General features: G+C 65.7%; 11 protein-coding genes. 8 read left to right on the forward strand and 3 right to left on the reverse strand.

Going from position 1 to position 13,737, the window contains the following annotated elements; all coding sequences use genetic code 11:
- From ABTX24_RS23655 to ABTX24_RS23665, 3 genes are all read right to left on the reverse strand, one after another.
- A partial coding sequence (locus ABTX24_RS23655; protein ID WP_350843074.1) for a molybdopterin-dependent oxidoreductase occupies window positions 1–791 on the reverse strand: 791 nt, incomplete at its 3' end.
- A gap of 27 nt (window positions 792–818) precedes the next feature.
- Window positions 819–1,688 carry a dihydropteroate synthase gene (gene folP, locus ABTX24_RS23660; protein WP_502891108.1) on the reverse strand — a complete coding sequence of 290 codons (870 nt, stop codon included), beginning with the start codon at window positions 1,686–1,688 and terminating at the stop codon, window positions 819–821.
- Window positions 1,689–1,728: 40 nt separating this feature from the next.
- Window positions 1,729–2,910, reverse strand: coding sequence for a thiolase family protein (locus ABTX24_RS23665; RefSeq protein ID WP_350843078.1), 1,182 nt, complete (start codon window positions 2,908–2,910; stop codon window positions 1,729–1,731).
- Between the two features lie 375 nt (window positions 2,911–3,285).
- Between ABTX24_RS23665 and ABTX24_RS23670 the strand changes: the two genes are divergently transcribed.
- The 8 genes from ABTX24_RS23670 (at window position 3,286) to ABTX24_RS23705 (ending at window position 13,736) form a co-directional block, all read left to right on the forward strand.
- Entirely contained in the window at window positions 3,286–6,183 is a 2,898-nt protein-coding gene (locus tag ABTX24_RS23670) for a helix-turn-helix transcriptional regulator (protein WP_350843080.1), read from the forward strand.
- Between the two features lie 125 nt (window positions 6,184–6,308).
- On the forward strand, window positions 6,309–7,163 hold the full coding sequence (locus tag ABTX24_RS23675) for a 3-hydroxybutyryl-CoA dehydrogenase (protein ID WP_350843082.1): 855 nt from the start codon (window positions 6,309–6,311) through the stop codon (window positions 7,161–7,163).
- 42 nt (window positions 7,164–7,205) lie between these two features.
- Window positions 7,206–8,138, forward strand: coding sequence for an NAD(P)-dependent oxidoreductase (locus tag ABTX24_RS23680; protein WP_350843084.1), 933 nt, complete (start codon window positions 7,206–7,208; stop codon window positions 8,136–8,138).
- A gap of 181 nt (window positions 8,139–8,319) precedes the next feature.
- On the forward strand, window positions 8,320–10,323 hold the full coding sequence (locus ABTX24_RS23685; protein WP_350843086.1) for an acetoacetate--CoA ligase: 2,004 nt from the start codon (window positions 8,320–8,322) through the stop codon (window positions 10,321–10,323).
- Complete coding sequence (locus ABTX24_RS23690; protein WP_350843088.1) at window positions 10,320–11,114, forward strand: enoyl-CoA hydratase/isomerase family protein; 795 nt, start codon at window positions 10,320–10,322, stop codon at window positions 11,112–11,114. Before ABTX24_RS23685 ends, ABTX24_RS23690 begins: the two co-directional genes overlap by 4 nt.
- A gap of 26 nt (window positions 11,115–11,140) precedes the next feature.
- Window positions 11,141–12,079 carry a metal ABC transporter substrate-binding protein gene (locus ABTX24_RS23695; protein WP_350843090.1) on the forward strand — a complete coding sequence of 313 codons (939 nt, stop codon included), beginning with the start codon at window positions 11,141–11,143 and terminating at the stop codon, window positions 12,077–12,079.
- The gene (locus ABTX24_RS23700) at window positions 12,079–12,834 is read left to right on the forward strand and encodes a metal ABC transporter ATP-binding protein (protein WP_350843092.1); all 756 of its coding nucleotides are present in this window, start codon (window positions 12,079–12,081) and stop codon (window positions 12,832–12,834) included. The genes ABTX24_RS23695 and ABTX24_RS23700 overlap by 1 nt, the downstream gene beginning before the upstream one ends.
- On the forward strand, window positions 12,831–13,736 hold the full coding sequence (locus ABTX24_RS23705) for a metal ABC transporter permease (RefSeq protein WP_350843094.1): 906 nt from the start codon (window positions 12,831–12,833) through the stop codon (window positions 13,734–13,736). Before ABTX24_RS23700 ends, ABTX24_RS23705 begins: the two co-directional genes overlap by 4 nt.
- The last annotated feature ends 1 nt before the right edge of the window (window position 13,737 follow it).

The following is a 13,737-nucleotide window of genomic DNA, read 5'->3' on the forward strand; positions in this document are numbered from 1 at the left end:
GGGTTCTTGAACCGCCGCAACCCAGCCTCGGGCAGCGGGTTGACCGCGATCACCGTGCCACCGTTGCGCTTGGTCTGCTCCAACGCCGACAACATCCGCGGATGGTTCGTACCCGGGTTCTGCCTCACCACGAACACCAGATCGGACTCGTGAATGTCATCCAGCGAGACACTGCCCTTCCCGATCCCCAGGGTCTCCCCCAGCCCCGACCCGGACGACTCATGACACATGTTCGAACAGTCCGGCAGATTGTTCGTGCCGTACGAACGGGCGAAGAGCTGCAGCAGGAACGCCGCCTCGTTGCTCAGCCGGCCCGAGGTGTAGAACATCGCCTCGTCCGGCGAAGCCAACCCACGCAGCTCACCAGCGATCAGCTCGAACGCCTCATCCCAGCCGATCGGCTCATAGTGCGTGCCACCCGGACGCTTCACCATCGGCTCGGTCAACCGACCCTGCTGGTTCAACCACCGATCCGAACGACCATCCAGGTCGGCCACCGGGTGCTCCGCGAAGAACCCTCGCGTCACCCGACGCGTCGTCGCCTCGTCCGCGATGTGCTTCGCACCGTTCTCGCAGTACTCGTTCCGATGCCGATGCCCCGGATCCGGCCACGCACAACCCGGACAGTCGATCCCGCCCGCCTGGTTGAGGTTCAACAACGTCAACGCCGTACGCCGCGGCCCCGCCTCGGCCAGCGCATACTCCAGGGCGTGCGCCACAGCCGGCACACCGGCGGCGTACTGCTTCGGCTCGGAGACCTTCAGATCCTCGGGTGCGTCCTTCTTCGGCATTCGACCTTCCATCTCCTGGCAATCAGGTCAACGTGTTTGGCTGATCCGGGAGTACGAGCCGCCCCCGGCCGGTTGCGCATCTCGGATCGCGCGCACTGCCTCCCACACCGCGAGTGCGTCACGCGTGGCCGAGACGTCGTGAACCCGCAACATCCTGGCGCCATTCTCAGCCGCCACCAGACCGGCAGCCAAGGAAGCCGGCAGGCGCTCGTCGACGGGCCTGCCGGTGATCTCGCCGAGCATCGACTTGCGCGAGATCCCCGCCATCACCGGAAACCCCAGGGCAGTCAGATCCCCGAGACCTGAGAGCAGCGTCAGATTGTGCTTGAGCGTCTTCCCGAAGCCGAAACCCGGGTCCAGGACGATCGAGCTCGGCTCGACGCCGGCACGCACACACGCGGCCGCACGATCCGCGAGATAACTCGCAACATCGGCGACGACATCGTCGTAGGCGGGCGCGAGCTGCATCGTCCCCGGCTCGCCGCTCATATGAGATACACACACGGTCACCCCGCGGGAGGCGACCGCCTCGAGGGCGCCCGGCTCGCGGAGTCCGCGTACGTCATTGACCATGACGGCGCCGGCGTCGACAGCCGCGTTCATGACTGCCGGGCGAGAGGTGTCAACCGAGACAGCACAACCGGTCCGTTCCACCACCTCGGCCACGACCGGCAGCACACGGTCGAGCTCTTCGTGCTCGTTGGGTCTCCTGGAACCGGGTCGCGTCGACTCCCCTCCGATGTCGATCACGTCGGCGCCTTCCTCGACCAGCCGTAGCGCATGCTCCACAGCAGCCGAGCGGGCGAAGAAGCGACCTCCGTCCGAGAACGAGTCCGGCGTGACGTTGACGACACCGCAGACCAGAGGGGTGCCGGAATCCTGCAGGCGCGCTGTCAGTTCAGCGGCGGTCGTGGTGCATGGCAGTGGCCGAGGCACGTCAAACCCGCCGGAAGAGTGCCGCCAAGGCCTGCCCGCCACCGATGCACATGGTGACGATGCCGGTCTCGAGGTCACGCCGAACAAGGTCCTTGGCAACCCGCAGCGACAGGATCGCCCCGGTGGCGCCGACCGGGTGCCCGAGCGCAATCGCGCCGCCGTACGGGTTCACCTTGGCAGGATCCAGCTTGGCATCTCGGATCACGGCGACCGCTTGGGAGGCGAACGCCTCGTTGAGCTCGATGGTGTCCACGTCGCCGGGCGCCATGCCGGTCTTCTCGAACAGGGAGCGAAGCGCCAGGACGGGCGCATAGCCCATCAGCTCTGGCTCCATCGCGGCCGTTGCCACCGCCTCGAGCTCGACCAACGGCGTGAGTCCCCGCTCCTTGGCAGCGCTGCCCGTGGCCAGCACCACCGCCGCTGCACCGTCGTTGATGCCCGAGGAGTTGCCGGCCGTGACCGTGCCGTCCGCAGCGAAGGCGGGTCGCAACCCGGCCAAGGTCTCCAGCGTCGTACCGGGCTTGGGATGCTCGTCCTCGGTCACCGTGAACGGCTTGCGCCCGCCTACCTCGACCGGGGTGATCTCCTCGGCGAAAGCCCGCCTCGCCTCATCGGTGGCGGCACGACGCTGGGACTCCACCGCGAACTCGTCCTGCTCGACCCGCGAGACACCGTACTTGGCCGCGACGTTCTCTCCGGTCTGCCCCATGTGGATCTGATGGAACGGGTCCGTCAACATCATCACCGTCCCATCGACCAACTGACGGTCGCCGAGCTTGTAGCCATTGCGGGCCTCGAAGTCGTAGAACGGCATCCGGGTCATCGACTCGTCTCCGCCGGCGAGAGCCAGGTCGAGCCCGTTCCAGCGCATCTCCATGGCCGATGACCAGATCGCCTGCAGCCCCGAGCCACATAGACGATTGACCGTATAGGCGGGCACACTCGCGGACAGCCCGGCGCTGATGGCCACACGCCGTGCGTTGTAGGCGTCCGGACCGACCTGGCCGATACAGCCCATCACCACCTCGCCGATCTCGGACGGATCAACGTACGAGCGGTTCAGGGCCGCCTTCGTCGCCGTAGCCCCTAGCTCATGGGCAGGAACACTCTTGAACACCCCACCGAAACTCCCGATCGGCGTCCGCGCCCCATCGACGATGACGATCTTCTCAACATCAGCCATGCTTCCAACCATTCCGTGATGACGGCCTCGACATAAAAGGCCAGGTGTTCAATGCGACCTCATGCAATACGGTCGCGGCGACGAGCAGTGCCCCCATCACCCACCGCTCCGCCACGAGCGCAATGCCCGCCGCAAGCAGGCAGGCCACCGAGTAGGCGCCTGACCGCAATCTCGCCGGACTCGCCATGGGACTACCTCCAGCCTGGGAAAATGTGACGGATCTAACGCTAGGTACGTTGGCCGGCGACCAACCCCACCCCCACGGGAGGGGATTTCGCCCGATCCGGCCCAAGCGCTCGCGCATTCGCTCAACGCGGATAGGGTGATGTAATGCACGTCACAGATGGAACGGGTGGCGTTCGCGGAGGAGACAGGATGCATCCCACACAGACGGGGAATGAGGCGCCGACAATAGCCAGCGAGCAGTCGATCCACACCGACGTGTCCCTTCTCGAGCGCGACGCCGAGCTCGACGCGATCCACGACGAGATCGTCGCCTCCACTGACGGTTCCGGCAGATTGATCATCATCGAAGGACCCAGCGGGATCGGAAAGTCGAGCCTGCTCATCGCGGCCGATACGATCGGTCGCGATCTCGGCGCGCAGGTGCTGATCACGTCTGGTGGGGAGCTAGAACGAGAGTTTCTATTTGGACTGCTCCGTCGGCTGCTGGAGCAACGCGTCGCACGAGCGGAACCAGACGAACGCAAAGCCATCTTCCGCGGTCATGCCGGACTGGTGGAGTCGTTGCTGCAGCCACAGACACTCGCATCGGAACCGTCCCTCACCGACGAGTTCCAATTGATCCACAGCTTGTACTGGCTGGTGGTCAACATTGCGGACGACAAGCCCTTGGTCCTGATCGCCGACGACCTGCAATGGGCTGATGATCAGTCGTTGCAGTTCCTCCTCTATCTTGCTGAGAGGCTGGGTGATCTCCCGATCACGATCATCGGGGTGGTACGAACCGGCGATCCAGAGGCAGAAAACGAGTTGGTTGCTCGACTGATGCTCCGGGCCGACCGATCCATCCGGCCACGTGAGCTTTCGCGTGAGGCCATCCGTCAATTGCTCGGCGCGCTCCTACCGGAGGAGGGCGATGACAGGGAGGCTCTTGTCGATGACAGCCTTCGAGCTACGCGGGGCAATCCCTTCCTCCTCCGGGAGCTCGCCTCGGGCATCCGCGCACGCCCCGAAAACGGTCTCGCTGCTGTCGCAGCGACGGCTCCCGCATCGGTTGCCCGCAGCGTCATGCTGAGGCTCTCCCGCCTCGGTGACGACGCTGTCGCTCTTGCCCGTGCAGTGTCGATCCTCGGTACGTCGACGACACCGTCAGTGGCAGCCCGCCTCGCCCGGCTCGACTTCGCTGCGGCCACCATCGCCGCCGATCGGCTGGCCTCGGCGCAGATCTTCTCGGATCGGACCGAGCTCGCGTTCTACCACCCGATGATCCGTTCGGCCGTGTACGACAAGTACCCGCCGGACGATCGGGCCCGAGCGCATCTCGAGGCCGCGCGCCTGCTCAGCGAACAGCAAGTCGATCACGAAGGCGTGGCCGTGCACCTCATGCGAGGCGCACCGACCGAGGAACCGTGGGCACGCACGGCCCTTCAGTCGGCGGCCCGCAGCGCCGGGCGTAAGGGCGCCCCTGGGACCGCGGTCGGCTACCTGCGGCGCGCTTTGGAGATGCCGGCCGGGGCTGCCCAGGAGAACGCCAGTCTGCTCTTCGACCTCGGGATCATGGAGGCAGCCGCGGGAGAGCGCACGTCGCTGTCCCATCTCGAACGCGCGCTGCAACTGACCGAGGATCCCGATGACCGGGCACGCGCGATGTTCGGGCTGGGGCAGACTCTCTTCCGCTACGGCCGGGCGGCTGAGGCCAGGACTGTGTTCCGTCGCGGAGCGGACGCGTTCCATGAGGTGGACCGCGACACTGCCCTACGTTTCGAGGCGGGTTACGCGGCGTCTGCGACCTACCTGATCCAGGGCCTGCGCGAAGCGCACGATCGCGTTGCTGCCCTTGCCGAGTCTTTTCCCGAGCCGGAGCGTCTGAGTCCGGCGGAACGACTTCTGGTCCTCCACATGGTCGTGTTCCGCGCGATGTCGGAGCCTCGCTCCGCCGAGCACGCCGAGCTTGCGCTCCGGGCTCTGGGTGACGGCGTACAGCTATGGCGCGCCACCTCGGACGCGATGACCATCAGCCACGCGATGCTGGCCCTCACATGGTGCGGCTACGCAGCGGAAGCTGCGCAGTTCTGTGAGCGCGCGCTGGCGGAGGCCCGTACGCGTGGGGACTCCTTGGTCTTTGCCGAGCTTTCGCTGGCCCGGTCCATGGCCATGTCCGCGCTGGGCCGTGTCGGCGACGCGATGGTCGACGCACAGGCCGCGATCATAGGCATGCGCCGTGGGTGGAAGTCGACCGTGCCGGCGCCGCAGGGGCTGCTGGCCTACTGCCTGATCGAACGCGGTGAGCTCGACGAAGCAGATGCCGTCATCGACGTAGCCTCGAGGTCGCTGCGCGACGGCGAGACGGAGACGCTCAACGTCTGGTTCTACATGGCCCGTGGTCGCCTGCGGCTCGCCCGTGGGACGGCACAGGAGGCGGCCGAGGATTTTCTTCATGCCGGGGCGCTTCTGGAGGCCAGATCCTTCATGAATCCGGGCTACATGCTCATCCCATGGCGTTCCAGCGCCGGCCTGGCTCTCCACGCGGCAGGCCATCCAGACCGAGCACGAGAGCTGATCGATCGCGATATCGTCCTCGCCCGGCAGTTCGACCTCCCATCGACTCTCGGAGCTGCCCTGCGCTGCCGGGCACTCGTAGCTGCTGGTGGCCCTGACACGACGCTGCTGGCCCAGTCCGCCGACGTACTGTCACACGAGAGAAGCTCCCCGCTGGAGCTAGCCCGGACCCTGGTCGAACTCGGCGCTGCACAACGCCGAGCAGGACAACGCGTGCGGTCTCGCGACGCGCTGCGCCGAGCCCTCGACCTCGCGCACCACGCTGAAGCGACAGACTTGGAACGTCGGGCGCATGAAGAGCTGCTGGCAAGCGGCGCGAGGCCACGCCGTGCTGTTCTCGAAGGCCCGGACGCGTTGACACCGAGTGAGCAGCGGATCGCCAACCTGATGGCCACTGGCGCTACGGCCCGCGAAGTCGCTGAGAGCCTTTATCTGACGATCAGCACTGTTGGATGGCATCGCCGAAACATCTACCGCAAGCTTGGAATCGGTTCGCGGGACGAGCTCGCGGACGCGCTGGCCGCGCAATGACGTGAAGCTGATCCTGGCCAAATCCCCTCTCTGCGACGGTCAAACCCCCTTGCGCCAGGAGGTGTGCCTCACCGCAGCGCGGTTCGTACCGTGTCAGCGGTTCGCACATCTGCAAGGAGATTCGGATGACAGACATGATCGGCGTGGTCGGCGGCGGGTTGATGGGCTCAGGGATCGTCGAGATCACTGCGCGTGCTGGTCTCGAGGTCGTCAACGTCGAGATATCGGCCGACGCCGCCCGGGCGGCAAGAGCGCGCGTCGAAACTTCTCTTGGCCACGCCGTGGCTCGCGAAAAGCTCTCGCAGGCAGCGGCTGAGGCTGCTCTCGAACGGATCCGGTTCAGCGATGACCTCTCGTCGCTCGCGGACAGCGGGCTCGTGATCGAGGCCGCCTCGGAGAAAGAGTCAGTCAAGCTCGCGCTGTTCCAGGAGATCGGCGCGATCCTGTCCCGTGACGACGCGATCCTCGCCTCGAACACGTCCTCGATCCCGATCGTGAAACTAGGTGCCGTCTCGGGTCGGCCCGCGCAGGTGATCGGTGTCCACTTCTTCAATCCGGCGCCCATCATGCAGCTTGTCGAGCTGATTCCATCGCTGACCACCGCGCCGGAGACGATGGCTCGGATGCGCTCGTTCGTCACTGACGACCTCGGCAAGCAAGCGATCGAAGCATCGGACCGGGCCGGATTCGTCGTGAACTCGCTTCTGGTGCCATACCTGCTCAGCGCAATCAGGATGTTCGAAGCGGGCTACGCCTCCGCGGAAGACATCGACCGCGGGATGGTGCTCGGCTGCGGGCATCCCATGGGACCGCTTGCCCTGTCGGACCTGATCGGACTCGACACCGTGCAGGCGATCGGAAGGTCTCTGTACGAGGAGTTCAAGGAGCCGCTGTACTCACCACCACCTCTCCTTGATCGTATGGTCGATGCCGGCCTGCTCGGCACGAAGTCGGGCCACGGCTTCTTCGAGCATGACTAGTCCTCTGCCTGCACCGACCACGCTGTCGCGAGCCGGGTGCTCATGAGTACGCCGGGCATGCGTCCGGCGCGCATTCTGATGCCCGACGATGCGCTGTCGCGTGCCGTCGACTGGGGCTCTATGCCCATCGAGGTCGGCTACTACGCGGCCGACGACCCCGACCCGCCAGTCGACGACCCCGCGCACATCCTTGTGGTGGGCCTGAATTCGTCTCCCGCTGCTGAGACTCTGGCCGAACGGCTTCCGGCTCTCGAGCTGGTCCAGGTTCTTTGGGCAGGAGTCGAGGAGTGGGAAACCCGGATTCGTCCCTCTGTTCGCCTCGTCAACGCCCGCGGTGCCTACGGACTGGTGACGGCGGAGCTCGCCACGGGCGGCTTGATCGCCCTCCTGAGGGGGCTGCCGACGATCGGCGCCGATACCTCGCGGCAGGTGTGGCGGCCGTTTCTAGGCGAGTCGTTGTGGCGCCGGCGCATCATCGTGATCGGGTCCGGCGACGTCGGCCAGAACGTCGCCAGACAGCTACGCGCCTTCGACGCCGATGTTCGAATCGTGGCCAGAACACCTCGGGCAGGGGTCCTTCCGGCTTCCGATCTTCCCGATCTGTTGCCGAGCGCTGAGGTCGTGGTGATAGCGACTCCGCTCACTTCGGCGACTCGGGGGATGGTGGACGCCGACTTCCTTGCCTTGATGCCCGACGGTGCCGTGCTCGTCAATGTCGGTCGCGGCCCCGTTGTGGTGACGAACGATCTCGTCCCGGAATTGGCCTCAGGACGGCTGAGGGCGGTGCTCGACGTGACCGACCCTGAACCGTTGCCGGCCGGCCACCCACTGTGGGACCTCCCCAATGTCCTGATCACCCCTCATGTCGGTGGAGGCGTCGAAGCTGGCGCACCCGTGGCGCTCGACATAGCCGTGGAGCAGATCGGCCAGTACCTCCGCGGATTCAGATCGGACAACTTGATCGACCGCACCTGACCTGGAGCCCCGTTGGGGATGGGGCCTCGCCGTCCAAAAACCCCTCCCTCCCCTGTGGGGCGGCCCGGCCGGATTCGTCGTTACGGTGCCAGTGTCCGCAGGTGGCGTGGATCACACCGACGGACGACCGCGAGGAGCATGAGCCGGCCGACCCCGCCGTCTCGAATCAGGAGGAGATCCGGTGCAGCCCACCAGCAGACCAGAGCCGATCTGGACGCCGTCCGACAAGGTGCTCGGCTCAGCCAACGTCGAGAGGTTCCGTCGCTGGGTGTGTGACCGACGTGACCTCACTCTCCCGGACTATCTTGCCCTCCACGACTGGTCGGTTCGTGAGAACTCCGAGTTCTGGGCTGACCTGTGGGAGTTCTTCGACATTGACAGCAAGACGCCATGGACGGCTGTCCATGACGGACGGACGATGCCGCACGGACGCTGGTTCCAGGGCGCCACGTTGAACTACGTCGACCACGTCTTCCGTGGGGTGGCCCCCGATGCTGTAGCCATCCGTTCGATCGGGGAGCCCGGCGGAGCGGCCGCTCATGACGTCACCTGGGACGAGCTCCGACGTCAGGTCTCCGGGTTCGCCGCGACGCTTCGCGATCTTGGCGTCGGCCGCGGTGACTTCGTCGCGGGCTACGTACCGAACGTCGCCGAGGCGGTCGTCGCGTTCCTGGCCACCGCGAGCCTCGGAGCGGTCTGGGCATCCTGCGGCCAGGACTACTCCCCCACTGCGGCCGTGTCCCGACTCGGCCAGCTGTCGCCAATCGTCCTGGTCAGCGCCGATGGCTACCGCTACAACGGGAAGGCTGTCGATCGCCGGGATGCCGTGGCAGAGATTCGCCGCGGAATCCCGTCCATTCGCCAGACCGTCATGATCCCGCGGCTTGAACTACCCGTCGATGACGAGCCCACAGTCCTCACCTGGGCGGAGGCGATCTCGCCGGACGTCCCTCTTCGGACCGAGGCGGTTCGCTTCGATCATCCTCTCTGGACTCTCTTCTCGTCGGGGACCACGGGAAAGCCGAAGGGAATCGTCCATGGTCACGGGGGCGTTCTGCTCGAGCACCTGAAGCAGATGAGCTTCCACCTCGACATGGGCTCGGACGACACCTACTTCTGGTACACATCGCCGAGCTGGATGATGTGGAACTTCCAGGTCGCCGGACTCCTCGTGGGGGCGACCATCGTGTGTTACGACGGCAGCCCTGGCTATCCGGGGCCCGGCGCCCTATGGGAGATCGCGGCAGAATGCCGGGCAACCGTCCTGGGCACAAGTCCGGCGTACCTTCTGGCGTCTGAGAAGGCTGGCCTTCATCCCGCACTGGACAACGATCTGAGTCATCTCCGCATCCTCGGTGCCACAGGTTCAGTGCTTCCCCCGAGCTCGTACCGCTGGGCCGCCGAGCATCTCGGCACCTCGGTGGCGGTCGCCTCGACCACCGGCGGCACGGACGTGGTGAGCGCCTTCGCCGGAGCGGTGCCGGTCATGCCGATCTGGCCCGGTGAGCTGTCCGTGCCATGTCTCGGCGTGTCCTTGGAGGCGTGGGACGAGAACGGCCGGAGCGTACGTGACGAGGTCGGCGAGCTAGTGGTGACGCGCCCCCTCCCCTCGATGCCAGTTCGGTTCTGGGACGACCCCGACGGCGAGCGGTATCGCCGGGCCTACTTCGACAAGTACCCCGGCATCTGGTGTCACGGCGACTGGATCACGATCACCGGCCGAGGCTCGGTCGTCGTCCACGGCCGGTCCGACTCCACCCTGAACCGCAACGGCGTACGTATGGGTAGCTCGGACATCTACGAGGTCGTCGAGAAGCTGCCCGAGGTGAACGAGGCTCTCGTGATCGGCGCCGAGGAGGCCGACGGTTCCTACTGGATGCCCCTGTTCGTGGTGCTGGCAGACGATGTCGTTCTGGACGATCGACTCATCGCGACGATCCGAGACACGATCAGGTCGCAGGCATCCCCGAAGCACGTTCCGGACGTGGTCTATGCCGTTCCAGGGATACCCCACACTCGCACCGGGAAGAAGCTGGAGATCCCGGTCAAACGCATCCTGCAGGGAGCCTCGCCTGACAGCGTCGTCGACTCTCAGTCGGTCGACGACGCCTCCCTGCTGGAGCTCTTCGCCCGTACGGCACGTGAACGCCGTGAATCAACGACCCGACAGGAATCTTCCCTATGAGCGAACTCATCAACGACCGCGTGCGCTGGGCCATCGACGGGCAGGTGGCGACCATGACTCTTGCCCGACCCGACGCAGGAAACGGCTTCGACCTCGCGATGGCCGAAGCGATCCGCGAGGCGGCGAAACGTGTCCACAACGGTTCGAAGGACGGCACGGTCCGGGCTGCGATCATCGCGGCTGAGGGTCCGGCATTCTCGGTGGGCGGCGATCTGCAGCACTTCTCCTCCACGGCAGAGCGCGACAAGGAGATGGACGAGGTCGCCGGCGCCATCCACGATGCCCTCCGGCATCTCGCTGTCTCCGACGCGCCCGTCATCACGGTCGTGGAGGGTGTCGCAGCGGGGGGCGGCATCGGCCTCGCGCTGATCGGTGACATCGTCCTGGCCTCACCGCGGGCGAAGTTCCGGATGGCCTACACCGCAGTGGGCCTGAGCCCTGACTGCGGCACCTCGTGGATCGTCCCCCGGTTGATCGGAGAGGCGCGGGCTCTCGACCTCGCCCTGACCAATCGCGTGGTGTCGGTCAAGGAAGCAGCCGAATGGGGCATGGTGAGTCGAGTCGTCGAGACCGACACTTTGCGGGAGGCGCAGACTCTCGCCCGGGCACTGGCCGGAGGCCCGTTCGCAGCGCTGGGCAGCACGAAGCGACTCATCAGGTCCAGCGCGACCGCTTCCTACTCCGAGCACCTCGACAACGAGGCAGCTTCCATCTCCGAGCTCGTCGCCTCGCCTAACGGCATCGAGGGCATCGACGCGTTCCTCGCCAAGCGTGAACCGAAGTTCACCTGACCAACTCGCACATACAGGGAGAAGCCATGTCCACTCCTCGGATCAAGCGCCGGAGCCAATCGGCTCTCTTCGCGGCGACGCTCCTGGTGACGTTCGCCGGCTGTAGCTCGGTCACAGCTCCGCTGACGGGAGATGACGACGGGCGGCCGGTCGTGCTCACCAGCTTCACCGTGCTCGAGGACATCGCGGAAAACGTGGCGGGCGACCACCTGCGCGTGGAGTCCATCACCAAGGTCGGCGCTGAGATCCATGGCTACGAGCCGACACCGCGTGACGTCGCGAAGGCGTCGGAGGCCGATCTCGTCCTTGAGAACGGACTGAACCTGGAGGCCTGGTTCGGCCAGTTCATCGAGTCAGCAGATGTCCCGCATGTGGTCGTCTCCGAAGGGGTCGACGTCATCGACATCACCGGCGACGCATACGCGGGCAAGCCGAACCCGCACGCGTGGATGAGCGTCCTCAACGCCCAGATCTACGTGGACAACATGGTCGACGCATTCTCAGACCTGGCGCCTGCGCACGCCGACGACTTCGCAGCCAACGGCGAGGCCTACAAGGCCAAGCTCCAGGCGGTGCACCACGAGATGGTCACGAAGCTGGAGGAACTCCCTGCGAGCAAGCGAGCCCTGGTCACCTGCGAGGGAGCCTTCTCCTACCTGTCTCGGGATGCGCGGCTGACAGAGAAGTACATCTGGCCCGTCAACGCGGAGCAGCAGGCCACCCCGCAGCAGATCACCTCCGCCATCGAGTTCGTCGAGACCAACGATGTCCCAGCCGTCTTCTGTGAGTCGACGGTCTCGAACAAACCAATGCAGCAGGTCGTGCAAGCCACAGGAGCAGCGTACGGAGGCACCTTATACGTGGACTCGCTCTCCGAGGCGGACGGTCCTGTGCCGACGTACCTGGACCTGCTCCGCCATGACGCAAACACCATCGTTACCGCTCTGACTGGAGGCGACCTGTGATGTCCGAGATCGAGATCGATGATCTGAAGGTCAGGTACGGCACGGTGCCTGCCCTCGACGGCGTCGACCTACGCGTCGGTTCCGGGCGCGTCACTGCGCTGGTCGGTATGAACGGCTCCGGCAAGTCGACGCTCTTCAAAGCGATCATGGGACTGGTCCGCCCCCACTCGGGCCAGGTCACGATCGGGGGCAAGTCGCCCACGGCGGCGCGGCGGGAGGGCCTCATCAGCTACGTCCCCCAGAACGAGTCCGTGGACTGGACGTTCCCGACGTCGGTGCGGGACGCGGTGATGATGGGCCGTTACGGCCATCAGGGCTTCACCCGCCGTCCACGACGCGCAGACCACGTAGCGGTAGCCGAAGCACTCGCAAGGGTTGACCTGACCGATCTCGCCGACCGGCAGATCGGCCAGCTCTCGGGCGGGCAGAAGAAGCGTACGTTCGTCGCTCGAGGTATTGCCCAAGGTGCCCGCGTTCTCCTGCTCGACGAGCCGTTCGCCGGCGTCGACAAGCCCTCCGAGGCCACCATCATCAGGCTGCTGAGGGACCTGGCCGCTGATGGTCGCACGGTCTTCTGTTCCACTCACGATCTGCACGGCCTTCCGCAGCTCGCCGACGAGGCCGTGCTGCTGAGGCGCCACGTTCTGGTCCACGGAGCGGTCGAGGACGTGCTCCAACCCGACCAACTGGCTCGAGCCTTCGGTCTCGACACGCAGGACCTGACCGCGGTCCAGAGCTTGGACGGTGTCGCATGAGCACTCAGCTCGGTCTCCTCGACCTCATCCTCGAGCCCCTCCAGTACGAGTTCATGGTGCGCGCGCTCCTGACCACGGCCATCGCCGCTGTGCTGTGCGCACTGTTGTCCTGCTGGCTGGTCCTTGTCGGTTGGTCCCTCATGGGCGACGCCGTATCTCACGCCGTCCTTCCTGGTGTGGTCATCGCCTACATCGCGGGCATCCCGTTCGTGGTCGGGGCGCTCGGGTTCGGCGTACTGGCAGTCGTCGTCATCGGAGCGATCTCGGCGACCAGCCGGGTCAAGGAGGATGCGGCGATCGGGATCGTCTTCACGACACTGTTCGCGCTCGGGCTGGTCCTCATCTCGGTGACTCCGAGCCAGAAAGATCTCAACCACATCATCTTCGGAAACATCCTCGGTGTCTCGGAGACGGATCTCATCCAGATCGCCGCGCTGGCCGCAGTCGGCGTGGTGATCCTGCTCCTGAAGAGGCGTGACCTGACCCTGTACGCCTTCGACCCCATCCACTGCCATGCACTGGGCATCTCCACGCGTGGCCTGCGGTCCCTGCTCCTGGGCATGCTCGCGCTCACCGCAGTGGTGTCACTCCAGGTGGTCGGTGTGGTCCTGGTGGTGGCGATGCTCATCATCCCCGGGGCCACCGCTTACCTCCTCACCGACCGATTCCGCCGGATGCTGCTCATCGCACCTGTCACCTCGGTGGCGTGCTCGATCGTCGGTATCTACCTCAGCTACTGGGTGGACGCAGCCTCCGGGGGCCTCGTCGTGGTCGTGCAAGGAACGGTGTTCTTCATGGTCTACCTGCTCAGTCCCCGACATGGACTGATCGCCAAAATGCGGTTGGGACAAGGGAAGATCGGGAGTTCGTCGTCTCCTGCGGCGACCGTCTCACCCGGTTGAG

It is taken from the genome of Nocardioides sp. NPDC127514 (assembly GCF_040302125.1).
GTDB lineage: Bacteria > Actinomycetota > Actinomycetes > Propionibacteriales > Nocardioidaceae > Nocardioides.

Bases quoted from the DNA above. Each gene is read 5' to 3' on its own strand.
- ABTX24_RS23665 (WP_350843078.1), bottom strand. From the start codon at position 2,910: ATGGCTGATGTTGAGAAGATCGTCATCGTCGATGGGGCGCGGACGCCG.
- ABTX24_RS23690 (WP_350843088.1), top strand. From the start codon at position 10,320: ATGAGCGAACTCATCAACGACCGCGTGCGCTGGGCCATCGACGGGCAG.
- ABTX24_RS23700 (WP_350843092.1), top strand. From the start codon at position 12,079: ATGTCCGAGATCGAGATCGATGATCTGAAGGTCAGGTACGGCACGGTG.
- ABTX24_RS23695 (WP_350843090.1), top strand. From the start codon at position 11,141: ATGTCCACTCCTCGGATCAAGCGCCGGAGCCAATCGGCTCTCTTCGCG.
- ABTX24_RS23680 (WP_350843084.1), top strand. From the start codon at position 7,206: ATGAGTACGCCGGGCATGCGTCCGGCGCGCATTCTGATGCCCGACGAT.
- ABTX24_RS23705 (WP_350843094.1), top strand. From the start codon at position 12,831: ATGAGCACTCAGCTCGGTCTCCTCGACCTCATCCTCGAGCCCCTCCAG.
- ABTX24_RS23670 (WP_350843080.1), top strand. From the start codon at position 3,286: ATGCATCCCACACAGACGGGGAATGAGGCGCCGACAATAGCCAGCGAG.
- ABTX24_RS23675 (WP_350843082.1), top strand. From the start codon at position 6,309: ATGACAGACATGATCGGCGTGGTCGGCGGCGGGTTGATGGGCTCAGGG.